The sequence below is a fragment of the Mesorhizobium sp. WSM4823 genome (genome assembly GCF_055811195.1).
On sequence record NZ_JBVVQL010000002.1, the window covers coordinates 304,133 to 327,446 of the forward strand.

Annotated in this window: 27 protein-coding genes; 15 read left to right on the forward strand and 12 right to left on the reverse strand. The window is 62.9% G+C overall.

Annotated elements, in window-relative coordinates:
• Positions 1-16: 16 nt before the first annotated feature.
• Both AC0L26_RS06355 and AC0L26_RS06360 read right to left on the reverse strand, forming a co-directional pair.
• Positions 17-535: a hypothetical protein gene (locus tag AC0L26_RS06355; RefSeq protein WP_473631776.1), complete on the reverse strand. Its 519-nt coding sequence runs from the start codon at positions 533-535 to the stop codon at positions 17-19.
• Positions 532-1,257, reverse strand: a complete 726-nt coding sequence (locus tag AC0L26_RS06360) for a DUF2259 domain-containing protein (RefSeq protein WP_473631777.1) — start codon at positions 1,255-1,257, stop codon at positions 532-534. Before AC0L26_RS06360 ends, AC0L26_RS06355 begins: the two co-directional genes overlap by 4 nt.
• Positions 1,258-1,397: 140 nt before the next feature.
• Between AC0L26_RS06360 and AC0L26_RS06365 the strand changes: the two genes are divergently transcribed.
• Positions 1,398-1,652: a DUF2171 domain-containing protein gene (locus tag AC0L26_RS06365; RefSeq protein WP_473631778.1), complete on the forward strand. Its 255-nt coding sequence runs from the start codon at positions 1,398-1,400 to the stop codon at positions 1,650-1,652.
• A 28-nt stretch (positions 1,653-1,680) separates the two neighbouring features.
• On the opposite strand, the gene AC0L26_RS06370 is transcribed toward AC0L26_RS06365, so the two are convergent.
• Both AC0L26_RS06370 and AC0L26_RS06375 read right to left on the reverse strand, forming a co-directional pair.
• The gene (locus tag AC0L26_RS06370) at positions 1,681-2,700 is read right to left on the reverse strand and encodes a P1 family peptidase (RefSeq protein WP_473632138.1); all 1,020 of its coding nucleotides are present in this window, start codon (positions 2,698-2,700) and stop codon (positions 1,681-1,683) included.
• On the reverse strand, positions 2,700-3,773 hold the full coding sequence (locus AC0L26_RS06375; RefSeq protein ID WP_473631779.1) for a branched-chain amino acid ABC transporter substrate-binding protein: 1,074 nt from the start codon (positions 3,771-3,773) through the stop codon (positions 2,700-2,702). The genes AC0L26_RS06370 and AC0L26_RS06375 overlap by 1 nt, the downstream gene beginning before the upstream one ends.
• Before the next feature lie 191 nt (positions 3,774-3,964).
• On the opposite strand from AC0L26_RS06375, the gene AC0L26_RS06380 reads away from it, so the two are divergent.
• The 7 genes from AC0L26_RS06380 to AC0L26_RS06410 all read left to right on the forward strand — a co-directional run bounded on the left by AC0L26_RS06380 (position 3,965) and on the right by AC0L26_RS06410 (position 10,373).
• Positions 3,965-4,459: a flavin reductase gene (locus AC0L26_RS06380; protein ID WP_473631780.1), complete on the forward strand. Its 495-nt coding sequence runs from the start codon at positions 3,965-3,967 to the stop codon at positions 4,457-4,459.
• Positions 4,460-4,487: 28 nt separating this feature from the next.
• Entirely contained in the window at positions 4,488-5,417 is a 930-nt protein-coding gene (locus AC0L26_RS06385) for an AAA family ATPase (protein WP_473631781.1), read from the forward strand.
• Between the two features lie 4 nt (positions 5,418-5,421).
• Positions 5,422-6,672, forward strand: coding sequence for a vWA domain-containing protein (locus AC0L26_RS06390; protein ID WP_473631783.1), 1,251 nt, complete (start codon positions 5,422-5,424; stop codon positions 6,670-6,672).
• Between the two features lie 28 nt (positions 6,673-6,700).
• Positions 6,701-7,039: an XdhC family protein gene (locus AC0L26_RS06395; RefSeq protein ID WP_254018040.1), complete on the forward strand. Its 339-nt coding sequence runs from the start codon at positions 6,701-6,703 to the stop codon at positions 7,037-7,039.
• 6 nt (positions 7,040-7,045) lie between these two features.
• Positions 7,046-7,783, forward strand: coding sequence for an XdhC family protein (locus tag AC0L26_RS06400; RefSeq protein WP_473631784.1), 738 nt, complete (start codon positions 7,046-7,048; stop codon positions 7,781-7,783).
• 66 nt (positions 7,784-7,849) lie between these two features.
• A complete protein-coding gene (locus AC0L26_RS06405; RefSeq protein WP_473631785.1) occupies positions 7,850-9,460 on the forward strand; it encodes an NTP transferase domain-containing protein in 1,611 nt (536 codons plus the stop codon).
• Between the two features lie 31 nt (positions 9,461-9,491).
• Positions 9,492-10,373 (forward strand): alpha/beta hydrolase, encoded by an 882-nt coding sequence (locus AC0L26_RS06410; protein ID WP_473631786.1) that lies wholly within the window; start codon positions 9,492-9,494, stop codon positions 10,371-10,373.
• On the opposite strand, the gene AC0L26_RS06415 is transcribed toward AC0L26_RS06410, so the two are convergent.
• Entirely contained in the window at positions 10,370-11,419 is a 1,050-nt protein-coding gene (locus tag AC0L26_RS06415) for a DUF1176 domain-containing protein (protein ID WP_473631787.1), read from the reverse strand. The genes AC0L26_RS06410 and AC0L26_RS06415 overlap by 4 nt on opposite strands.
• Positions 11,420-11,542: 123 nt before the next feature.
• Here AC0L26_RS06415 and AC0L26_RS06420 point away from each other — a divergent pair, with 123 nt between their 5' ends.
• Positions 11,543-12,049, forward strand: a complete 507-nt coding sequence (locus AC0L26_RS06420) for a DUF1993 domain-containing protein (protein ID WP_473631788.1) — start codon at positions 11,543-11,545, stop codon at positions 12,047-12,049.
• 49 nt (positions 12,050-12,098) lie between these two features.
• Here AC0L26_RS06420 and AC0L26_RS06425 read toward each other — a convergent pair whose 3' ends face one another.
• Both AC0L26_RS06425 and AC0L26_RS06430 read right to left on the reverse strand, forming a co-directional pair.
• Positions 12,099-12,263 carry a hypothetical protein gene (locus AC0L26_RS06425; RefSeq protein ID WP_352934771.1) on the reverse strand — a complete coding sequence of 55 codons (165 nt, stop codon included), beginning with the start codon at positions 12,261-12,263 and terminating at the stop codon, positions 12,099-12,101.
• A 46-nt stretch (positions 12,264-12,309) separates the two neighbouring features.
• The gene (locus AC0L26_RS06430) at positions 12,310-12,633 is read right to left on the reverse strand and encodes a hypothetical protein (RefSeq protein WP_473631789.1); all 324 of its coding nucleotides are present in this window, start codon (positions 12,631-12,633) and stop codon (positions 12,310-12,312) included.
• Between AC0L26_RS06430 and AC0L26_RS06435 the strand changes: the two genes are divergently transcribed.
• Positions 12,632-13,699 (forward strand): aldo/keto reductase, encoded by a 1,068-nt coding sequence (locus AC0L26_RS06435; RefSeq protein ID WP_473631790.1) that lies wholly within the window; start codon positions 12,632-12,634, stop codon positions 13,697-13,699. The two genes, AC0L26_RS06430 and AC0L26_RS06435, sit on opposite strands and share 2 nt — an antisense overlap.
• Positions 13,700-13,756: 57 nt before the next feature.
• A complete protein-coding gene (locus AC0L26_RS06440; protein WP_473631791.1) occupies positions 13,757-15,022 on the forward strand; it encodes a cysteine desulfurase-like protein in 1,266 nt (421 codons plus the stop codon).
• Between the two features lie 18 nt (positions 15,023-15,040).
• On the opposite strand, the gene AC0L26_RS06445 is transcribed toward AC0L26_RS06440, so the two are convergent.
• The 5 genes from AC0L26_RS06445 to AC0L26_RS06465 are packed head-to-tail and all read right to left on the reverse strand — an operon-like array spanning position 15,041 to position 20,587.
• Positions 15,041-16,072, reverse strand: coding sequence for a histone deacetylase family protein (locus AC0L26_RS06445; RefSeq protein WP_473631792.1), 1,032 nt, complete (start codon positions 16,070-16,072; stop codon positions 15,041-15,043).
• Positions 16,069-16,593, reverse strand: a complete 525-nt coding sequence (locus AC0L26_RS06450; protein WP_473631793.1) for a GNAT family N-acetyltransferase — start codon at positions 16,591-16,593, stop codon at positions 16,069-16,071. The genes AC0L26_RS06445 and AC0L26_RS06450 overlap by 4 nt, the downstream gene beginning before the upstream one ends.
• 39 nt (positions 16,594-16,632) lie before the next feature.
• Positions 16,633-17,562, reverse strand: a complete 930-nt coding sequence (gene kce, locus AC0L26_RS06455; RefSeq protein WP_473631794.1) for a 3,5-dioxohexanoate:acetyl-CoA acetone transferase — start codon at positions 17,560-17,562, stop codon at positions 16,633-16,635.
• 3 nt (positions 17,563-17,565) lie between these two features.
• Positions 17,566-18,945 carry an aminotransferase family protein gene (locus tag AC0L26_RS06460; RefSeq protein ID WP_473631795.1) on the reverse strand — a complete coding sequence of 460 codons (1,380 nt, stop codon included), beginning with the start codon at positions 18,943-18,945 and terminating at the stop codon, positions 17,566-17,568.
• A gap of 1 nt (position 18,946) precedes the next feature.
• Positions 18,947-20,587 carry a N,N-dimethylformamidase beta subunit family domain-containing protein gene (locus AC0L26_RS06465; protein ID WP_473631796.1) on the reverse strand — a complete coding sequence of 547 codons (1,641 nt, stop codon included), beginning with the start codon at positions 20,585-20,587 and terminating at the stop codon, positions 18,947-18,949.
• A gap of 157 nt (positions 20,588-20,744) precedes the next feature.
• Here AC0L26_RS06465 and AC0L26_RS06470 point away from each other — a divergent pair, with 157 nt between their 5' ends.
• The 4 genes from AC0L26_RS06470 to AC0L26_RS06485 all read left to right on the forward strand — a co-directional run bounded on the left by AC0L26_RS06470 (position 20,745) and on the right by AC0L26_RS06485 (position 23,282).
• Positions 20,745-20,993 (forward strand): ParB N-terminal domain-containing protein, encoded by a 249-nt coding sequence (locus AC0L26_RS06470; RefSeq protein WP_095489540.1) that lies wholly within the window; start codon positions 20,745-20,747, stop codon positions 20,991-20,993.
• A 234-nt stretch (positions 20,994-21,227) separates the two neighbouring features.
• Entirely contained in the window at positions 21,228-21,713 is a 486-nt protein-coding gene (locus tag AC0L26_RS06475) for an SRPBCC family protein (RefSeq protein ID WP_473631797.1), read from the forward strand.
• A gap of 25 nt (positions 21,714-21,738) precedes the next feature.
• Complete coding sequence (locus AC0L26_RS06480) at positions 21,739-22,695, forward strand: alpha/beta fold hydrolase (RefSeq protein ID WP_473631798.1); 957 nt, start codon at positions 21,739-21,741, stop codon at positions 22,693-22,695.
• 188 nt (positions 22,696-22,883) lie between these two features.
• Complete coding sequence (locus AC0L26_RS06485) at positions 22,884-23,282, forward strand: GFA family protein (RefSeq protein WP_473631799.1); 399 nt, start codon at positions 22,884-22,886, stop codon at positions 23,280-23,282.
• Positions 23,283-23,314 lie beyond the last annotated feature (32 nt).

Sequence of the window (23,314 nt, forward strand, 5' to 3'; positions counted from 1 at the left end):
GAGGCAGACGGAATGCTCAACGCTGCTGGCGCGCAAACCAGATGCTGGCGAGAGCGAGCGCGATGAAACCAAGCGGAAAATAAAGCCGGATGCCCAGAACGATGAATTGATAGAACGCCGTTGCCACGGTGTGCACAAACTGGACTGACCAGGCGACGGTCAGCGCGGGTTCATGCCATTGGGCATAGTAGGAACGATAGTGCAGTGCAAACAGCCCGCCGGTGAGGCCGATCGTAGTAGCAAGAAGGCAGACAAATGCGGCCGCCAAGGCAACTTGCCAATGCCGTCCGAGCGAGACGAGCCGCGCCAGAAATAGGCCAACCGGAAAGGCGAGCGCGCCGCCGGCTGCATAGAGCAACGAGACGAAGCGGATCTTTGCCGGGGTCTCCCAGTCGTCGAACAGCAGATTGAGAAGCGCGCTGGCGCCCATTGCCGCAGCCCAAAGCAGGGCGCCGCAAACCATGGCGCCCGGCGATGGCAAGGCCTTGCGGATTCGATCTAGGACGCGGTTGCCTATGACGGGGAACAGCGTCACAGCCGGCCGGTCACCGCGATCCAGCGATAGTCCGGCCCCTCGAAGCCGTATTGGCGCACCGCTATCAGCACGGCATAGGCGCTGAGGCCCTGCAACGAGAATGTCTGCACCGCGCCGATCCGGTAGCCGTTCGGACAGCCTCTGCTTTTGGGGATCGACTTGTCCTCATGCAGAAGCGCAGTCTTGCCGCCGTCTTTCGCCTCGATGCGCAGCAGGCGAAAGCCGTTGATCTCGCCCAGGCTCTGGCAGCTTTCGGTATCGTTCATGCCGATCTCCTCGAGCCGAAATTCGAGCGGATCATCGACCGGCGAAAAGATCGGCCGCGGGTTGACCACCATGCGGAACGGATCGGCCGAAAGTTCGGTCACCGGGTTGAAGCCGGCAGTGATGCCGCGGTTTGCGGCAAGTTCGGCCTGCTTGACGATGGCTTCGCCTTTTTGCCGGGCCTCAAGACGCGCTGCCTCAAGCGTCGCGTTCTCGTCGTCAAGCCGCACTCTGATCGGCGCGCCCTTGAGGAAACTGTCGTCGGCCGTGTTGATGTAATAGCGATTGGCATAGGGAAATCCTGATCCGTCCTGAATGCCATATTCCTCGAAGGCGAAGACGCTGCCATCTCCCGTGAAGCCGAGGATTTCAAGCTCGGCGACATCGCCGGCATTGGCGGCGAACGACATTGCGAACTGGGCAAGTAGGGAAACGGCAAACAGGACAAGGAATCGCATGGTGTTACTCCCGGCAGCCAAGGTCGATTCAATCACTATCACGACGCGGTCAAAACGTCGTGCGACGTGAAACGCAAAGCCGATGCATCCAATCGTGCCCTCATTTGTTATTGTCGGCAGCTTCAAATGGAGAACTCACAATGACCGATGCAGCCAGCATTCGCGAACATATGGAAGTGATCGGCGCCGACGGCGTCCATGTCGGCACCGTCGACAGGGTTGAGGGACAGCGAATCAAGCTGACCAAGCGCGATAGCGGCGAGGGCGCTCACAAGGGTCATCATCACTTCATTCCGCTCAGTCTCGTTGCCGAGGTGGAGGGTCAGAAAGTACGGCTGTCGGCAAATTCGGATGTTGCGGTCACCTTCGAGGAAGAAAAATCCGACCCCACCTGATCAGGCCCAGTTGAGCACGGTGTGTCGATCAGCGCGATGACCAGACCGGAAACAGGTCGCCATCGGCAGGCGTCGCGGCGAAGACGCCGCGGCTGATAGCGCGCGCCACGGTGGCGCCAGCCGCTGCATAGAGTTCGATAGCGTCGTTGGGCGCAAGTTCGATGCCGCTCTTGCCGGTTGCCAGCGCGAAGACCAGATCCCCGTCGGCCGGCGTGTGCGTCGGCCAAATGGCGCGGGCGAAGCCGTCATGCGCAGATATCGCAAGGCGTTTGGCGGCGGACTTGGTGAGAACGGCGTCCGTGGCGATCACGGCGATGGTGGTGTTGCCGCCGACCTCCGTTCGACTCCCGACCTGCCTGTCGCGGAACTTCAGCAGGATTCTCTTTGCGTCTTCCGGCATCGGCGAAGGATAGCCAAGCCCGCCGAACTCGTCGCCGATTTCGAAGGGCGCCGCCCAGAAGTGCCTGCTACGGGCGATCGTCACCGAACCGGTCGGGTTGACGGCGGCCAGCGCGCCGATGGTGACGCCGCTGTCGAGCACCGTCGAGGCCGAGCCGAGACCGCCCTTGAGGCCGGAGCTCAATGCACCGGTGCCGGCGCCGACCGTGCCCAGCGGAAAGTCGCTGCCGACTGCCTGTGCCGCCTCATAGCCGAGGTCGCGGTAGGGCGGATAGCGGCCCCAATTCTTGTCGCCACCATTGCGCAGGTCGAACAGGATCGCCGCTGGCACAATCGGTACGCGAAAGCCGCCGACCTCCACGCCGATGCCCTTTTCGCGCAGCGCCGCCTGCACGCCGGAGGCGGCATCGAGGCCGAAGGCCGAGCCGCCCGAAAGCACCACGGCATGGATCGCCTCGATCGAATTGTGCGGCTCGAGCAGGTCGGTCTCGCGGGTGCCGGGTGCGCCGCCCAGGATCTGCACACCGGCCACCGCCGGTTCGTCGCAGACGACCGTGGTCACTCCGGATTTCAGCCTGACATCGGAAGCGTTGCCGACACACACGCCGGCGACATCGGTGATGAGATTGCGCGGCCCTGTGCGAAACATCATTTGGCCTCCGCCGGCACGAAATGCGCACCGTTAAAACGAAAGACCCGATAGAGGTTCTCGGTCAAGTCGCCCTTGCCGTCAAAGCGGATGGGGCCGATCGCGGTGCTGAAGTCATGCGCGGTGAGCGCATCGGCCATTGGCTTGCCGGAGCTTTCCGCCAGGGCCGAGGCCGCCTTGGCGATCTCGACCGCCGCATAGGCCGGCAGCGTGTAGCCGTCCGGCTCGATCTTTTGTGTGGCAAAGCTTTCCAGCACCTTGGGATCGGCGACATCGGCCCATTCGGGCGGCGCGACCATCAGTGTGCCCTGGGCATAAGGCACGTCGCCGGGCTGCGTGCGCAGCGTTTCGCCGCCGGCAAATGTGATGCCGGCCTCGAGCTGGCCGGCGTCGCGGCCCATGATGGCGACATCGCTGCCGTCGCCGCCGGCGAAGACATGCGTTGCGCCGGCCTTCTTCAGCCGCCCGACCAGTCCGATCTGATTGTCGAGCTGCGGCCGGAACGTGTCGACAAACACCGGTTTCAGCGCTGCCTGTTCGGCTGCCGCCCGAAGCGTCTCGGCGATTTCGCGACCGTAGATCGTGCCGTCGTCGATGATGGCGAACAGTTCGTTCTGCCATTGACGCGTGAGGATGGAGGCAACGGCGTTGCGCTCGTCGTCGCCACGCGGCCCGAGACGAAAGACTGGCCAGCCGGTCTTGGCGCGCCGGTCGGTCAGGCTTTCGGTACGCACGCCGACGGTGATGACCGGTAAGCTGGCCTCCTTCAGGATCGGCAGAGCCGCCTCGACCGCCTCGGTGCAAAGAAAGCCCACGACCACGTTGACCTTCGCCGCGACGAATTCCCTGGCTGCAGCAGCCCCGCCGTCGGCCGTGCAGCTGTCGTCGACCATCTTGAGCTGGACGCCGTTCGCTTCTGCCGCCAGGCCGGCGCCCGCCTCGATCTGCCTGCCGAGGACTGCCGATGGGCCGGATAGCGGTGCTGCGACGCCGATCAGCAGCGTCTCAGCGTTCGCACCACTGGCGAGAAACAGCCAGGCCAGCACCGCTATTGTCGTTGTCCTGGATCGCATGCGGGCGAAGAATTCCTCCGCGCCGGTCGCGTGTTTGCCGGCGCCACTTGCTGCCAAGACCTAAAGGCTGGTTAGCTTCCACGCAACACGCGAAATTCAGGATGCATGTCAACCACTTCGCTTGTGGCATGCAATATGCCGCCATATATAACGGTTGGGTTCATTTCGCTCCAAACCAATGGAAATCGCCGGTGCTGAAGAAGAACGACATAGGGCCGCAGGCCTATCGCGACGCGATGAGCCATTTTGCCGGCCACGTCCATGTGGTCACCACCGACGGTTCCGCCGGCAGGCGCGGTGCCACTGTTATTGCGGCCTGTTCGGTCTCGGACACGCCGCCGACCATCCTGGTTTGTCTCAATCGCGAAAATCCCAAGAACGAGCCGTTCGTGAAAAACGGCAAGTTCGCCTTGAACACGCTGGCTTCGCACCAGGAGGCGTTGTCGGTCGGCTTTTCCGGCCTCACCGGCCTGCCGGTCGAGGAACGTTTCGCGCTGGGCGAGTGGGACGTGATCTCGACCGGTGCGCCGACGTTGAAGGGCGCGCTTGCCGTGTTCGACTGCGAACTGATCGACATCAAGGATCTGGCCACCCACCGTGTGCTTTTTGGCAAGGTGACAGGCCTGCGCACCGGCGATAATTTGCGGCCGCTGATCTATCACGACCGCGGCTACCACGTTCTGTGACAGGTATGGTTGCACTCACGGAGAGAGAATGACCGAGTTGAAACCGCGCCCCGCGCCGCGGACGATCGACGAGACGCTCGATCTGCTGACCGGCGCGGACTATGTGGCGGACCGGTCTTTGGCGACCGTGCTTTTTTTATCGTTGCGCATGAAGCGGCCGTTGTTCCTCGAGGGCGAGGCCGGCGTCGGCAAGACCGAGATCGCCAAGGTGCTGGCGCAAGCGCTCGGCCGCCGGCTGATCCGCCTGCAATGCTATGAAGGCCTCGATGTCTCGTCCGCCGTCTACGAGTGGAACTATGCCGCGCAGATGATCGAGATCCGCATGGAGGAAGCGGCCGGCAAGGTCGACCGCTCCGACATGGAGCGCAACGTCTTTTCCGAAAAATACCTGATCCGCCGCCCGGTGCTCGACGCGCTGACGGGCAAGGCGGGCGGGGCCCCGGTCTTCCTGATCGACGAGCTAGACCGCACCGACGAGGCCTTCGAGGCATTCCTGCTCGAAATCCTCTCCGACTTCCAGGTGACGGTACCCGAGCTCGGCACGATCAAGGCGGAGGAGCCGCCGATCGTCATCATCACCACCAATCGCACCCGCGAAATCCACGACGCATTGAAGCGGCGCTGCCTCTATCACTGGGTCGATTATCCCAATGCCGAGCGCGAGCTAGAAATCGTGCGCAGAAAAGTGCCGCAGGCCAACAGCCGGCTGTCGGCGGAGGTGGTTTCGTTCATCCAGAAGCTGCGCCAGATCGAGCTGTTCAAGGTGCCGGGCGTCGCCGAGACCATCGACTGGGCTGGCGCGCTGACAGAACTCGACAAGGTGGCGCTCGATCCGGAGACCGTTTCCGACACGATCGGCGTGCTGCTTAAATACCAGGACGATATTGCCCGTATCGAGCAGGGCGAAGGCCGGCGGATCCTCAACGAGGTGAAGGCCGAGCTTTCGGCGGCGGAGTAGGACGATGGCAACGACGCGTCCCGAACCGAAAGAGGCCACGCCGGACGGGCGGATCGCCGACAACATCGTCTATTTCGCCCGCACCTTGCGCAAGGCCGGCATGCGGGTCGGCCCGGCCTCGGTCAAAGATGCGATCGAGGCCGTGCTGGCCGCCGGCATCGGTTCCCGCGACGATTTCTACTGGACGCTGCATGCCGTGCTGGTGTCACGGCATGAGGACCACCCCACCTTTGACGAGACTTTCCGGCTGTTCTGGAAATCGCACGAGCTGATCGAAAAGATGCTGGCGATGTTTTCGCCGGTGGCGCCGAACATCAGTGAGAAGCAGAAGCCGCGCGCTGCGGAAAACCGCGTCAGCCAGGCAATGTTCGAGGGCCACCAGAAGAACCAGCCGGTGCAGGAGATCCCCGAGATCGAGGTCGACGCCCGCTTCACCTTTTCCGGCAACGAGGTGCTGAGGGGCAAGGATTTTGCCCAGATGAACGCCGCCGAGATGACTGACGCCAAGAAGGCGATCGCCGAGTTGCGGCTGCCCTTCGACATGGTCAGGACACGACGCTTCAAATCCAATGCGCATGGCCGCCGCGTCGATCCGCGCGCCATGATGCGTTCCGCCGCGCGCACCGGCGGCGAACTGATCCTGCCGAAATTCCGGTCACCGCGCGAGGTTCACCCGCCACTGGTAGTGCTTGCCGATATTTCCGGTTCGATGAGCCAGTACACGCGCATTTTCCTGCATTTCCTGCATGCGCTGACCGAAAAGCGGCGGCGCGTGCATGCCTTTGTCTTCGGCACCAGGCTGACAAATCTGGCGCGGCAGATGCGCCATCGCGATCCCGATGCGGCACTCGCCGATTGCTCGGCGGCGGTGAAGGACTGGTCGGGCGGCACCCGCATCGGCGATACGCTGGCCGAATTCAACCGGCTGTGGTCGCGGCGTGTGCTGGGGCAGGGTGCGGTCGTTCTTCTGATCACTGACGGACTGGAGCGCGACGACGTCGCCGGCCTGTCGGAGGAAATGGAGCGCCTGCACAAATCCTGCAGGCGGCTGATCTGGCTGAACCCGCTGCTGCGCTTCGACGGCTTCGAGGCACGCGCCCGCGGCGTCAAGGCGATGCTGCCGCATGTCGACGAGTTCCGCTCGGTGCACAATCTCGATGCGCTCGCCGATCTCTGCGCGTCGCTGGACAAGAATTCGGCGCGCTCGGTCGACCCACGCAGATGGATTGAAGGTGGCGCGAGAAGCGCCGCGTAGCCATATGTTTTCTCCGGGAGAAACGATGATGGAAAACAGCATTTATCTGGATGAGGCGCGCGATCCGCTGATCATCGCGGAAGGCTGGATGAAGGACGGCAAGGATGTCGCCATTGCCACCGTGGTCGAGACCTGGGGCTCGGCGCCGCGTCCGGTCGGCAGCCATCTCGTCATCGACGCGGAAGGCAATTTCCACGGCTCCGTCTCTGGCGGCTGCGTCGAAGGCGCGGTGGTGACCGAGGCGGTCGACGTCATCGACAGCGGCAAGGCTAAGATGCTGGAGTTCGGCGTCGCCGACGAAACCGCCTGGCAGGTCGGCCTGTCCTGCGGCGGCCGCATCAAGGTCTATGTCGAGCGGTTGGGTTAGAGCGTGATGGATCCGTATGCCTTAAAGACGCTGAATGCCGAACGCCGCGCACGCCGCGCGGCGATCCTGGTCACCGATCTCGGCGATGGCCGCGACCGCATCGTGCGCGAGGGCGACCAGGTCGCCGGCGAATTAGGCGCTGCAATCGCGAAGGCGTTTCGATCAGGCAGTTCCGGGTCGGTCGAGGCGGAGGGGCGAACCTTCTTCCTCAACGCCTATTTGCCGCAGCCGCGCCTGTTGGTGATCGGCGCCGTTCATATCAGCCAGGCACTGGTGCCGATGGCGAAGATCGCCGGCTATCCCGTCGAGATCGTCGATCCGCGCACGGCCTTTGCCACACCGGACCGCTTTCCCGATGTCGCGCTGCATGCCGAATGGCCGGAGGACGTGCTTTCGCGCCAGCCGCTCGACAGCTATACGGCGTTGGCAGCTGTCACCCATGATCCGAAGATCGATGATTTCGCCCTGAAGGCGGCGCTCGACGCCAACTGCTTCTATGTCGGGGCGCTCGGCAGCCGCAAGACCCATGCGAAGCGCGTCGAGCGCTTGCTGGCATTGGGCGCGACTGCTGACCAGATCGCCCGCATCCACGCGCCGATCGGCTTGGACATTGGCGCCGCGAGCCCGGCCGAGATCGCCGTCGCGGTGCTGGCGCAGGCGATCCAGGCCTTTCGCTCGCGTGGCCTCGAAGCCTCCGCATCGGCCCAAAGATCGGAATCGATTTTGGAGAAGCACGATGCGTAGATTCAAAATAGTAGAGCGTCCTTTGCGCGTCCAAGAGGACGCCCGGCGCTCTACGGGTGCGGCGGCGTGAAATTTGGGCCAATCCCCGTAGACACGGCCGAAGGCGCGCTGCTGGCGCACGCCACCACCGCCGGAGAACGGCGCTTCCGCAAGGCGCACAGGCTGAGCGCCGACGATGTGTCTTTGCTCAAGGCAGCAGGGATTTCGGAGGTCGTCGCGGCTGTTCTTGCTCCCGACGATTTGAGCGAGGACGCTGCCGCCGAAAAGATCGCCGAAAGCATGATCCACCGCAACATCGAAGCGAAGGCCGCCGCGACCGGCCGGGTCAACCTGCACGCCGAGGCAGCCGGCATCTTCACCGTCGATGCGGTGATGATCGACGCCATCAACGCCGTCGATCCGACGATCACCATCGCCACGTTGGCGCAGCATGCGCCGGTCGAAAAAGGCCAGATGGTTGCAACGGTGAAGATCATCCCCTTCGCCGTTGCCTCCGCTCTGGTCGATGCAGTGGCAAGGATCTGCGCCGGCAGCGAGATCTTCGCCGTCAATGCCTATCAGCCGGTGCGTGTCGGCGTCATCCAGACGGTTCTGCCCGGCATCAAGCCGAGCGTGCTCGACAAGACTTTGCGTGTCACCGAAGCCCGCCTGGCGCGCTCGGGCGGCCGGCTGACGGCAGAGCGCCATACGCCGCATGAAGTTGGCCCCGTTGCGGAAGCTGCGGCCTTGCTGGCGCGCGACAACGACATGGTGGTGATCTTCGGCGCTTCGGCGATGAGCGATTTTGGCGACGTCGTCCCGGCGGCGATCGAGAAGGCCGGCGGGACCGTTATCCGTGCCGGCATGCCGGTCGATCCCGGCAATCTGCTGGTGCTTGGCACACTTGGCGGCAAGCGCGTCATCGGTGCGCCTGGCTGCGCCCGCAGCCCCAAGGAGAACGGCTTCGACTGGGTTCTCGACCGGTTGATCGCCGGTCTCGACGTGACGGCCAAGGATATTGCCGGCATGGGTGTCGGCGGCCTGTTGATGGAAATCCCGACGCGGCCGCAGCCGCGCGAGCCACTGCCGGCCAGGGCCGAATTGAAGGTCGACGTCGTGCTGCTGGCCGCCGGCCGCTCCAGCCGCATGGGCGGCCCGAACAAGCTGCTGGCACTGTTCGACGGCAAGCCGCTGGTGCGCCGCACCGCCGAGCGCGCGCTCGGCTCGAAAGCCTCTGATACAATCGTCGTCACCGGCCATCAGCGCGAGCGGGTGCGGACGGTATTGTCGGGCCTCGACGTGACCTTCGCCGACAATCCGGATTTCACTGACGGCCTGTCTTCATCGTTGAAGGCCGGCATTGCGCGGGTCAGCGGTGACGCCGCCGGCGCCATGATCATGCTTGGCGACATGCCTGGCGTCTCGTCGGCCGACCTCGACAGGCTGATTGACGCATTCCGCAAGTCCGAGGGCCGATCGGTCGTGCGCGCCTCGCATGAAGGAAAGCGAGGCAACCCGGTGCTGCTGCCGCGCTCGCTGTTTGCGGCGATCGCTCATCTCGAAGGCGATACCGGCGCGCGCCATCTGGTCGAGGCCGAGGGGCTCGATGTCGTCGACGTCGAGATCGGCAAGGCGGCGTCCATCGATGTCGACACCCGCGAGGCTCTCGAAGGCGCCGGTGGCGTGCTGCAGGATTGACAAACCGAAGCCGAAAAACGATGCCTTTGGCATGGCTTTCCGTTTACCCCTTCTGACCTCGATATTTCTTTTGTTTTCGTGTTTGGCGTATGGCCAAACATTGTCGCTAAAGCCCTTCAAGGACGATCTGTTCGCCTATCCGGCCACGCTCTCGTCCGAGAACAACGGCGCCTATACGGTCATCGACTATCGTGAGATGCGCGATATCAACGCCCGCGACCAGGTGCCGGAGCGCCGCGCGCAGGCGCGGTATGTCGACACCGGCGTGCGCAAGGTGCAGCAGGATCTGCTGCTGAAGACCGACGCCGGCAATGTCCGCCACGTCGCCGCCGGTCGCACGCAAGGTGCTGCCATCATCGTGCTCTACCTGCACGGGCAGGGCGGCAGCCGCAAGCAGGGCGTCGACGATTTCACCTTCGGCGGCAATTTCAACCGCATCAAGAACCTGATGGCCGGCAATGGCGGCCTCTATCTGTCACCTGATTTCTCCGATTTCGGCGACACGGGTGCTGCCCAAATCGCCGCGCTGATCGGCCACTATGCCGAACAATCGCCGGGCGCCAAGATCTTCGTTGCCTGCGGCTCGATGGGCGGCGCTTTGTGCTGGAAGCTTGCCGCCCGCAAGGATATGGGCGGCCGTATCGACGGGCTGCTGCTGCTCGGTTCGCTGTGGGATGAGAGTTTTTTCTCCAGCCCCGCCTTCAAGCGCCGTGTTCCGATCTTCTTCGGCCAGGGCAGCAAGGACCCGGTGTTTCCGGTGGCAAAACAGGAAGCCTTCTTCCGTTCGATCCTGACCAGATCGAAGAGCTATCCGGCCCGCTTTGTCCGCTTCGAGACCGGCACGCACGGCACGCCGATCCGCATGACCGACTGGCGCGGCACGCTCAACTGGATGCTGTCGAAGGCCCCTTAAGGCGCGGTGTTGTAGTCCACCACCGTCTGCGGGTTGATCTCGCCGTCATAGGAGGCGTCGACATCGTACTGCACCAGCGAGAAATTGCCGTGGCGAAACAGATAGGTCCCGGCTGACGAGGCGTCGCCGACGCCGCGCCACTTGTTGAGGGAGGAGATCGTCTTGGTGGCGTCGTCATATTCGGAATTGACCAGCTGGTCGTCGGTCTCGAAGCCTATGACATTGATCGCCTCGACCTTGCCTTCGCTATTGTTGTTCTCATAATGGATATCGAGCTCCGGCGAGGCGAACTGCAACTGCCGGACGCCTGATACGTCGTCGTAGACATAGTAGATGGCACTCTCATTGTAGGCAGCCATCGAGCAGAAGAAGCGGAACAGCCGCGTCTCGCGTTCGGGCGCGTCGGCGTCGGCGCCCGCATCCTTGTAGCGGAGCGAGTAGGCGTCCGGCTCTCCCAAAGGCTCGCCGCCAGGCATCTCTTTGTCGCATTGTTCGCCATAGGCAGCCGCAAACGCCTTCTTGGCCTGCTCCAGCGCCGCATCCTTCTTCGGCGGCGGCGGTCCGTCGCCGCAGCTTTCCGGCACCGCGTCCTCGAAATTGGCCTTCGACGGCTTCAGCGCGCCCTTGTCGATGAAGATCGGGCGGAACGGCGGTTCTTGGATTTGGGCATTGACCTGCCGCAACGTGTAGCAACCGGCAAAGACATTTTCGCTGCCGTCCTTGGCTGTCGCCCGGATGGCGACCGGAACATTGTAATAGATGCTGCCGGCCGCACCGTCGTCCGATACGGCGCCGGTTTTGACGTCGACCCTTTCGGTGCCGTCATAGCCCTTGACGAACGCATTGAAATCTTTGGCCGGCTTGGTGTCGCCGAAATAGTCCCAGGCGCGTGCGAATTCTTGCCGGTTGATAGCGCTGTAGAGCGAGCGGATGAGCGCTTCGGCGTCCGATCTGTCGTCGACATAGGGCGCTTCGGCGGCGAGCACTGGTTGGCCTGTCAAGGCAAGGGAGAAAAAAGCGGTCGCTGCGAAAAGGGCGCTTCTCATCGGGAATCTCCACCAGATGGGAAATCCTATCATACCGATTGCGGCGACGTGGTGACGCTTGAAGAATCGCTTGGGAAGGCGCTACGTCCCGCCGTCGGCGTTCCCGCCGGATAGGAGATTCACGTGACCATATCGATGTACGAAGCGTCTGTGCCGGTGTTTTCGGCCAGGTTGAAGGCGTTATCCAACGTGCTGAGCATCGCCGAGCAGAATGCGCTCGACCGCAAGATCGATCCGCAGGTGTTTTTGACGTCGAGGCTGGCGCCGGACATGTACGCGCTGACGAGACAGGTGCAGATCGCTACCGACCACGCCAAGGGCGCGCCATCGCGGCTTGCCGGCCGCGAGGTGCCGAAATACGAAGACAACGAGGCGAGCTTTGCCGATCTCCAGGCGCGCATCGCCAAGACCGTCGCCCTTCTCGTGACATTCTCCGCTGCCGAATTCGATGGCTCCGATGACAAAATGATCGAGCTGAAGCTTGGCCAACGCGAATTCTCGATGGCCGGCATGCAATATCTGCTGCATCTCGCCATGCCCAATTTCTATTTCCACCTGACCACCGCCTACGACATCCTGCGCCACAATGGCGTGCCGCTGAGCAAAGCGATTTTCATGGGATCGCGTTGAAGAATGGCGAGGCGATATCCCGGCTGAGCCGGGATATCCTACGACCTGACTAGCGAAGCGACATTTCGCGGGCGACGCGCGGGAAGTCGGCTGGTTTGATGCCGATGTCGGCACGGTCGGCATTGCTCATCGAATGAAGCAGCGCCAGAGCCGCGCGGTAGCGCAGACGTTCCTGCGGACGCGGTCGGGCGAACATTTCAGTGAGGAAACCCATGATTCAAGCCCCTGATTGGTCCTCCCCGAATCCCAATATAGGCAAATCATGACAATTGTGCAGTGCAGCATTTGCATGGCAGCCATGCTGCGCTGGTTTTTTTGACCACAATCGACTTGTCCGGTGAAACTTCCAGCGCGGGTAGATCGTATAGCTGAACGCCGGCACAGTGCCGGTTTTTCCTCGCCATTCCTGGCGAAACTCCGGACTGCATGAAAATGCAGTCCGGCTTTTTATTGGCTGCCGCGTAGCCGTTCGAAAAGTCGCCGGCGATTTGTGCCGGGCTTGGAGACTGCCCGGGCCTTCCTGTATGCTGCGGCTTCCTCCTCGCGCAGCCGCGCAAAAAGTTTCCCGCCGGAGAAAGTTCCATGCACAAACGCCGCCTCGGTCGGACCGATCTTCTTGTTTCCCAGATTTGCTTGGGATCGATGACCTGGGGCCAGCAGAACACCGAAGCGGACGGCCACGCCCAGATGGATCTGGCCTTTTCGCGCGGGGTCAACTTCATCGACACTGCCGAGTTTTATCCGATCCCGCCCAAGGCCGAGACGCAAGGCTGGGCCGAGAGGATCATCGGCAGCTGGATGAAAGCGAAGGGTAACCGCGATCAGGTCATCCTCGCCTCGAAAGTGGTTGGCCGCACCGCCAACACATGGTTTCGCGGCAACCGCCCGTCGAAGCTGGTGCGCGCCGATATCTTCGATGCGGTCGAAAAATCGCTGACGAGGCTCAACACGGACTATCTCGATCTCTATCAGATCCATTGGCCGGAGCGCGCCGTGCCATGGGGCGCCAATCCGAACCGCGTCGGTGCCGTAGCGCTGCGGGCCGATTCCGTCGGCGCACCGGCCGGCGAGACGCCGATTGCTGAGACGCTCGCCGTCTTCGACGAATTGGTGAAATCAGGAAAAATCCGCCATTTCGGCCTATCGAACGAGAGTTCCTGGGGCGTCATGCGGTTCATCGCCGAAGCCGACAAAGGCGCCGGCCCACGGCTGGTGTCGCTGCAGAACGCCTATAATTTCGTCAACCGCGGCTTCGAGGTGAATCTCGCCGAGGTCTGCGAGCGCGAACAGGTTTCCCTGCTCGCCTATTCGCCGCTGGGACAAGGCTACCTGACCGGCAAATACGATCATGGCGCGCGGCCGCAAGGCTCGCGTTCTCAGCTTTTCAATCGCGGTCAGCGCTACGAGACGCCCAATGCCGCGGAAGCGCAACTTGAGTACAACGAGCTGGCGCGCTCTTTCGGCATGGAGCCGGCTTTGTTTGCCAACGCCTATGTCACGAGCCGGCATTTCGTCGCCTCGAGCATCATCGGCGCGACGACCATTTCGCAGCTCGAAATGGCGCTGTCTTCCGCCGATGTCGTCTGGACCGAGGACATGCAGAAGGCGGTCGATGCAATCCACCAGCGTGTCGGTAACCCGTGTCCGTAGGCAATACGGGCGGGAGCGAAGTTATCAAATGATTACAATTGGAAAGGGGGACAAAAAATGAATTTTCCGATCGATGCCGTGCGTGAAAAATTTCCGGCACTATCGCTGACCGACAAGGGCCGTCGCCGCATCTATCTCGACAACCCTGCCGGCACGCAAGTGCCGCAAGCGGTTGCCGACGCGGTGTCACGCTGCCTGCTGACCACAAACGCCAATCTCGGCGGCTTCTTCGAAACCACGATCGCAGCGCAACAGGTTGTCGATGACGCCCATGCGGCGATGGCCGATTTCCTCGGTGCTGCGAGCCCGCAAGAAATCATCATCGGCGCCAACATGACGACGCTGACCTATCACATGTCGCGCACGCTCGGTCGCCCGATGAAACCCGGCGACGAGATCATCCTCACCCGCATGGACCACGAGGGCAATGTTTCGCCGTGGCTGCAGCTGGCCGAAGACCTTGGCCTTGTCGTGCGCTGGCTGGCTTTCGACGAGCAGAGCTGGCAGATCGAGGAGGCGGCGCTTGCTGCGCTGCTCACCGACAGGACGCGGCTTGTCGCCTTGAACTACGCCAGCAATCTGACCGGCTCGATCAACCGGGTGAAGGCACTGACCGGCATTGCCAAGCAGGCCGGCGCGCTGGTCTATGTCGACGCCGTGCAGTTCGCGCCGCACGGCCTGATCGACGTTCAGGACCTCGGCTGCGATTTCCTGATCTGCTCGGCCTATAAATTCTTCGGCCCGCATATGGGAATATTGTGGGGCAGGCTGGATGTCATCGATGCCCTGAAACCGTACAAATGCCGCTGTTCGTCCGATGCTCTGCCGGAGCGGTTCGAACTCGGCACGCCACAGATCGAGCTGATGGCCGGGCTGACGGCAGCGATCGACTATTTTGCGGAGCTGGGCGCGGCGGCAGGCGAGGGTGGTTCGCGCCGCGCCAGGATCGCCAAGACGTTCGAAACATCAACAGCTTACGAAAACCCGCTGGCGCAAAAGTTGATCGACGGACTGTCTGACATTTCAGGCCTGACCATCCACGGCATCACCCATCCGGCGCGCGTCGGGGAGCGCGTGCCGACGGTTTCTTTCACCGTTGAAGGTATCCTGCCGGAAACGATTGTACGGCAGATGAATGCGGAAAACATCTTCCTGTGGTCCGGACACAACTACGCCTGGGAGGTCGTCCACCAGCTCGGCCTTCCGGCCGAGCAGGGCGTCGTGCGCATCGGCATCGCCCACTACAATACGGCGGCCGAGATTGAAGAGACGCTGGAGAGTGTGCACCGTGTTATCGCCATGCTGCGACAGCAGCGATCCTGACGCGACATCCGGCTGATATCACCGCTTCCTGCCGCCGCCGAAGCCGGTGAGGAATGCGGTAAGATTGTCGCCGAGTTCGTCGCAGAGATAGCCGCCTTCCTGCACGATCACCGTCGGCAGACCGAGCCCGGCGATGGCCTCGCCGATGCGCGAGAATCCTGGTGTCGTGACCGACAGTCCGCCGAACGGATCGCCCTCGAAGGCGTCGAGGCCGAGCGCGACGACAAGCGCTTCTGGTGCAAAGGCGCGGATGCGTTGGAAAGCCACATCCAGCCCTTCAAGAAATTCGGCATCGCCGGATTTGCGCGCCAGCGGCAGGTTGAGATTGTAGCCGAGCCCGGCGCCTTCGCCGCGCTCGTCGGCATGGCCCCAGAAGAACGGGTAAAAACGCACCGGATCGGCATGCAGCGAGACGGTGAGCACGTCCGGCCGCGCATAGAAAATACCTTGCGTGCCGTTGCCGTGGTGCAGGTCTACATCGAGTATCGCCACCCGCGCTGCATTCTTGCGCAGCGTCTGGGCCGCGACGGCCGAATTGTTGATGAAGCAGAAGCCGCCGGCTACATCGGCAAAGGCGTGATGGCCGGGCGGACGGCACAGCGCATAGGCGGCCGGCGCGCGCGCCATCACTGCTTCGGCGGCCTCGACCGCGCTCCAGGCGCTCCACAGCGCGCTCTGCCAGGTCTCGCCGGAGATCGGGCAAGCGGTGTCGGCCATGTGGTAGCCGGCCTGGCCGACCGCCGAGGCCGGATAGGAGCCGTTTCGCGCGATCGGGTGAATGTTCGGTATCACTTCCGCCGAAGCGCCCTCGATGTGCTGCCAGCGCGCGAAGATGTGCTCGAGAAAATCGAGATATTCGGGCGTATGCACCGCAGCAACCGGCCCAAGCCCGTGATTTCCCGGCCGTTCGATCGTGCAGCCGGCGGCCTTTGCGCCGGCGAGCAGCCGTTCGACGCGTTCCGGTTTTTCCGGATTGGGCTTTTGGGCACCGCTGGAGAGGAACGCTTTGGGATCGTGGCGCTTCTGTTCTTCGGCATAGAAGGCTTTCATCTTGGATACTCATCGTCCGGCGCATCGGCGAAGGCGAAGAACGCGTCGCCGACGATTTTCTGCACCTGCTCGTAGCTCGACCAGGCAATGCCCAGCCTTTCGTAAAAGGCCTTGGCGGTCTCATTGTCGGTATCGACGGACAGTCTGAGGTAGACGCCGCCGTCCTTCCGGCATTCTCGCGCGGCTCGGCGCAGCAGACGCTCACCGATCCTGCGGCCGCGAAACCGGTCTTCGACATAGAGATCCTGCACATAGACGCCGGGCCGCCCCATCCAGGTCGAGAAGATCGGGAAATGCAGGCAGAGGCCGGCGAATTCGCCGCCGACTTCCGCGATCAGCGTCGAAAAGGCAGGGTTTTCGCCAAAGCCGTAGGTGCGCAGGTCGTCGGCCGTAGAAGTAATTTCCTCCGGCGCGCCGATATGGGCGCCAAGTCGCAGGATTGCGGCATGGATGGTTTCGACGTCCTCGACGGTTCCGGGCCGGATCAGAATATCGTTGGAGGCTGGATTGGCAATTGTCACGACAAGCGAGGCGGCAAGAGGGGAGTGAAAGCAACCATCTCAGAACGCTACCCTATCGCCACCCTTGAGCGCCAGCATCTCGCGCGCCTCAGCGGGCGTGGCGACCTCCAGCGATAGCCCATCGAGCACGCTGCGGATACGCTGCACCTGGTCGGCATTGGACTTTGCCAGCTGGCGGCCGTCGTAGAGGCTGTCCTCCAGCCCGACGCGGACATTGCCGCCCATCGCTGCCGCAATCGAGATCATCGGCATCTGGTGGCGTCCGGCGGCCAGCACCGAAAACTGGTAGCTGTCACCGAACAGTTTGTCTGCGATGCGCTTCATATGCACCAGATTGTCGGGATCGGCGCCGATACCGCCCAGTATGCCGAACACGAACTGGATGAACAGAGGTCCCGACACCAGCCCCCGGTCGCGAAAATGCGCCAGCGAATAGAGGTGGCCGACATCGTAGCATTCGAATTCGAAGCGTGTGCCGCAGCCCTTTCCAAGTCTTTCGAGCACGGTCTCCATGTCGGCAAAAGTGTTCTTGAAGATCGTGTCGCGTGTCGCTTCCAGAAGCTTCGGCTCCCACTCGTGCTGCCACTCTCTTGGCCGGTCGAGCATCGGGAACAGCGCGAAATTCATCGAGCCCATATTGAGCGAGCACATTTCGGGCTCGGCCCTGAGCGGGGCTGCCAGCCGCTGGTCGAGCGTCATCAGCGAGGAGCCGCCGGTGGTGATGTTGATCACCGCTGATGTCGCCTGCTTGATACGCGGCAGGAACTGCATGAACACGTCAGGATCGGCCGTCGGCCGCCCATCCCTGGGGTCGCGGGCGTGAAGATGCAGGATCGAGGCACCGGCTTCGGCAGCGGCGATCGCGTCCGCTGCGATCTGGTCCGGCGTTACCGGCAGATGCGGCGACATCGACGGCGTGTGCACCGACCCGGTGACGGCGCAGGTGATGATGACTTTTCGCGGCGCCATTTTTCAGCCTTCGACCGGCAGATCGAGCTCGCCGGCCAGAACCTGCAGCGAGTCACCGATGATGGCGACGATCTCGCCGATCTGCTCTCGGGTGACGATCATCGGCGGCGCCACCATGAAGTTGTCGCCGTCGACACCACCCTTGACCTTTCGGCCATAGATGATCAGGCCGCGCTCATAGGCGAGGTCGAGCAGTCGCTGGGTGGCCTTCTTCGCCGGTGCGATCGGCCTCAGCGTATCGGGGTCGGCGACCATCTCGGCACCTAGCAGCAGGCCCTTGCCGCGCACGTCGGCGATGAACGGAAACCGCTTGGCCAATCGCTTCAGCTCATCCATCAAAAGATCGCCCATGTCAGCCGCATTGGCGATCAGGCCGAGGCGGTCCATTTCGCCGAGCACGGCGAGCCCGGCGGCGCAGGCGAGCGGATTGCCGGCATAGGTGTGGCCATGCTGGAAGCCGCCGGAAGCGAGCAGCGGTTCGACCAGCCGCATCGGCGCCGCCAGCGCGCCGAGCGGCGCATAGCCCGAGCCCAGTCCCTTCGACAGCGCGACGATGTCGGGCTTGCAGTTCCAATGATCGCCGCCGAGGAATTTTCCGGTGCGGCCGGCACCGCTCATCACTTCGTCGTGGATAAGCAGGATGCCGTAACGATCGCAGATTTCGCGGATGCGCGGGTAATAGCTGTCCGGCGCCACCAGCGCCGCTGTGGCAGCGCCGCCAATCGGCTCCATGATGAAGGCGAGGACGCTTTCCGGTTCCTCGGCGAGGATTTTCTCCTCCAGCATGTCGGCGTAGCGGATGCCGCGCTGTTCCATCGAGAGGTTGTCGCGGTCGCGCCATGCAGCAGGCGCCGGCACGGTCGGCATGACCTGCATCATTGGTGTGAATGTTTCGGCCAGCGCATCGTCGCCGGTGATGGACAGCGAACCAAGCGTGCCGCCATGATAGGAGGGAAAGCGCGTGATCACTTTCCAGCGCTTGGGCTGGCCTGTCGCCACGGCCCACTGCCGGGCGAGCTTGATGCAGGATTCCGTCGCCTCCGAGCCGCCCGAGACGAAAAAGATGCGGTCCATGCCTTCGGGGAGTTTTCCGGCCAATTCTCGCGCCAGCTCCTCGGCCGGCTCGTTCTCGAAATGCAGCCGGTAGGCGAAGGTGGCGCGGTCCATCTGCCGCTTCATCGCATCGAGCACGTTGCGGTTGGAATGGCCGATATTGGCGACCATCGGTCCGCTCGATCCGTCGATGAAGCGGCGGCCGTCCTGCGTCCAGATGTAGATGCCTTCGGCACGGTCGACCAGCGGCCGGCGCAGGCTGGATAAATAGAACAAATGCGAGGGCGGGCGCGTCTCGGTGTCCGGAGCAGGGGTCTGGGATTTCAGCATGTCAGGACTTTCCAAGATAGCGGTCGAGAACATTTTTGGTGACGCGCTCGACCATGGCGTCCTGCCTTAGCAGGCCGGCGACCCATTCGCAGCTTCCGGCGTGGAACACCTCGCCCTTGCCGCGTGGGAAATTGACGATCATGCCGTTGGCGCGCTTGACCTTGTCGAGATTGGCGTCGCTCGCCTCGCCGAACAGCGTCTCGGCGGAAAAGCGGCCGTCGGCATCGCCGAGGAACTGGTCCTCGAACGCAATGTCGGCGCTCTCCTCGACTTGGGCAGCCATGCCGACGGCAAGGATTTGCAGTCCATCCGGCGCGCCGCTGTCTGATGTGGGATAGGGCAGGCCGCCGCGGATTTCGTGATCGAGCCCGTCGACCTCATAGCCATAGACATGGCTGTCGGCGCCGAGCAGGTCGCCGTAATAGATTCCTGTGCCGGCGAATGCCCAATGCTCCGGCCGGTAGACCGGAAAGCCTCGCACGCCGCGCGGCGCGCAACCGCCCCAGCCGGCATAGAGGCCCTTGGCCGCATTGAGCCCGAAGGTTGCGGCACCCGGCCGGCCAATCTCAGGTGCTTCCCATGAATTGGTGGCGCGGGTCACGTCGCCGCCTCGATAGGCCGGATCCTCGGCGCGGGCACGATATTTGTAGCAGACCTGCCGGCGTCCTTCGTCCTCCAGCCTGGTCTGCCACATGAAATTGCCGGCGAAGCGCGCCGCATGGCCGCCGCGTTCGACATAGGCATCGACCGCGTCGCGCATCTCCCAGGTCCAGTATTCGTCATGGCCGACGAAGACGACGCAGTCATAGCCGTCGAGGATTTCGGGCGAGAAATGCAATTCATGCTGGCTGGCAAGGTCGACGGCATAGCCGGCACGCTCGGCAAAACGAAAGAAGTGGCTGTCATAGCTTGCCCAGCCGGACGAGGCGTATTTCTTCGAATGGCCGGTGGCGAAGGCCCATTCCATATGCGGATAACGCGGCACGGTTTTCGGCGGCACCGCGACCTCGAGCGGCACACGCGGCGCCTCCTTCGGCAGAACAACGAAGCCGCGGCACCACGGCCGCTGCGTCGACACCTCAGGCGCATACTGGTCGCGGTTCGGACCGGTGATGCCCTGATAATGGTTGGAGCCGCCCCAAGTGTTGTAGGAAAGCCATGTGCCCGTGGCTGCAACCTGCAGCACACGGCCGCGTTTTTTGCCGGGATGGGGACTGACGATGAAAAGATGATGGTAGCGGATCGGCTTGCCGTCGCGGCCGTCCGCCGTCAGCGTGATGCGGTAGGCTCCGGACTGCCAGTCATCGCCGATGCGGAATTCAAACGACGCGTCCCAGCCGCAGCCCACGACCGAACATTGGTCAGGTGTTTCCTGCCAGCGCGCCGCGATCCCAGCCTGCTCGAATACCTGCGTCTCGGAGCCGCCGTCGCGGACGATCGCCATACTGAAGCTGGGGGCTGTCGAGCTGACGTGCAGTACCACCGTCTCGCCCCGGCGATATGAAAAACGGTCGCTGTAGCACCAGATCTCGCCGCGTTCGCCATCCATCCCCGGCCATTCGTAATAATGGCCGCGCACCGCTTGCCGGCGCTGGTGGGGCGTCAGGCCGAAATCGGGGAATTCGGTAGGAAGCTTGGTCATGAACGCCTGTGAAGGGTCGAACGCGTCATTTCGACCATCTGCCGGCCAACCGTCAATTGGAAACGATCGGGCCAGCGATAGCTCACAGCCGGCCTTGGCCTTGCCTTCCAAACCGACTATCTCACAAAGGGTGGCCTTTTTCGCCACGGGAGCCGACATGCTGAGAGTGCAAAAGGTCAGGGTTGACGACATCTACGTGCCGACCGCGCGCAAGAAGACGCTGCATCCCGAAACCGTTCGGCATCTTGCCGAGGACATTCTGGAGAACGGCATGAAGACGCCGATCCAGGTGCGCCATGACGGCAAGCGCCATATCCTGGTCGAAGGCCTGCACCGGCTGGAAGCGGCGAAGTGGCTCGGCGAGACCGACATCGACGCCTATCTGGTGCAAGCCAAGCGCCATTAAGCCCTCATTCGGCGTCCGCCGGAATCGGCTTGAGCATTTTGCAGCCAAGTGGAATCGCTTGGCGTCGCAGAAATGCGGCTAAAACAAATAGAGCGGGATGCCCTGTTCAATTTGAATGCATCCCGCTCTAGGAAGTTTTTCGCGGGACCGTGTCGGGCTGCGCGTTGCCGGCTCGTCCTTGAGACGGAAACCAGAATTCAAGCCAACCCTTTTGCAAGCAGTGAGGAGACCATCATGACCACCAAGCTCGACATCGCCCCCAGCTCCGACCGTGAACTGGTTCTTGCCCGCATTATCGATGCGCCGCGCGAGAGCGTCTATCGCTGCTGGACTGAGCCGAAACTCGTGACGCAATGGTTCGCGCCAAAGCCGTGGACGACGCCCCGCGCCGAAATGGATGTGCGCACCGGCGGCTCCAGCCTGGTCGTCATGGCGGGACCCGACGGCAATGAATTCCCGAACCCCGGCATTTTCCTCGAAGTCGTGCCGGGCAAGAAGATCGTTCTCACCGACGCCTATACGAAGGCGTGGGAGCCGTCCGAAAAGCCGTTCATGACGGTCGTGCTGACCTTCGAGGATGAGGGCGAGGGCAAGACCCGCTACATCGCCCGGGTTGCGCATTGGTCCGTCGCCGACCGCGAACAGCACGAGAAGATGGGCTTTCACGAGGGTTGGGGCCAGTGCGCCGACCAGCTCGAAGAACTGGCGAAACGGCTTTGATATCGGCGGAAGCAAGGAGACCGACATGTCCAGATCGATGTTTTTCGCCATTTTCGCCTCGGCCGCAGCGCTCTTCGCCGCGCCGGCCCCCACCATGGCCAAGGAGGCAAAGCCCGCCATGACCGCTGAAACGAAAGCAATGCCGTACCCGGCGAAATCCGGCCTGCTGCCGATCAACGGCCTGAGCTACTATTACGCCGTCTACGGCAAGGGCGAGCCGCTGCTTCTGCTGCATGGTGGTCTCGGCACGACCGACATGTTTGCGCCGATCCTGCCGAAGCTTGCCGAAAACCGCACCGTCATCGGCGTCGACCTGCACGGCCACGGCCGCACCGCGCTCGGCGACCGGTCATTGAGCCTGGAGGCGATGGGCGACGACATGGCGGCGATCGTCAAGGCGCTCGGCTACGAACAGGTCGACGTCATGGGTTATTCGCTGGGCGGCGGTGTCGCCTTCCGCATGGCCGTCCAACATCCCGAGGCCGTGCGCCGGCTGGTCCTGGTTTCGACCGGCTATGCTGCCGACGGTTTTTATCCCGAGATGCGCGGCCAGCAGGCGCAGGTCGGCGCGGCGATGGCCGACATGATGAAGGACACGCCGATGTACAAATCCTACGCCGCGGTAGCACCGCACCCGCAGGATTTTCCGAAGCTGCTCGATCAGCTCGGCGCCTATATGCGGAAGGACTACGATTATTCCGCCGACGTGCCGAAGCTGAAGATGCCGGTCATGCTGGCTTTCGGCGACGGCGACATGTACCGGCCCGAGCACGAAATCAAGTTCTATCAGTTGCTCGGCGGCGGGTTGAAGGACGCCGGCTGGATGCGCGAGAATCTGTCGCAGAACCGGCTGGCCATCCTGCCGAACCGCACCCATTACGATGTGTTCTTTGCGCCGGAATTGACAGCCGCCGCACTGCCCTTCCTCAATGGCGAGACCAAGGTGAAGACCTGGGACGAGATCGTCAGCGAAACGAACTGACGCCTGACAATCGCCTGCCGGCCGTCTTCCGCAAGATGGCCGGCAACGCTGGTTACGCGTCGCGCCTCATCGCACCGCAAGTTCCGCCGGCAGCATCACGCCAACAGATAGCGCCATCAAAGCATTTCAATTGACGCTCCTGTGCCGGCAGCTACCTTGGCGCCAATCCTAGGAAAAGGGACGCAAATATGGCTAGGTATCAGGGTGGCTGCCTGTGCGGCGCGGTGCGCTACCGTACTGATACCGCGCCAATCAACGAGCGCGTCTGCCATTGCCGGCTTTGCCAGAAGGCGCTGGGCGCGGCCTTCAACGCCCGCGTGCTGTTCCGCATCGACGACGTGACGACGGAAGGGCCGGTGGCGTTGGTGAATTCCTCGCCCGATCTCAAGCGCGGCTTCTGCCCGGCCTGCGGCACGACGCTGTTTTCCCGGCGCGACTCCGCCGGCATCATCGGCATCACCTCCGGCTCGCTCGACGATCCTTCGGTATTCAAGCCGCAGATGCATATGTGGACCGCCTCGAAGCAGCCCTGGGTACAGCTCGACGATGGACTGCCGCAATATGAAGGCGCGCCGCCGCCCGCCTAACCTTTTCCCAGAAGGGGAGAGGCAAAGGCGCG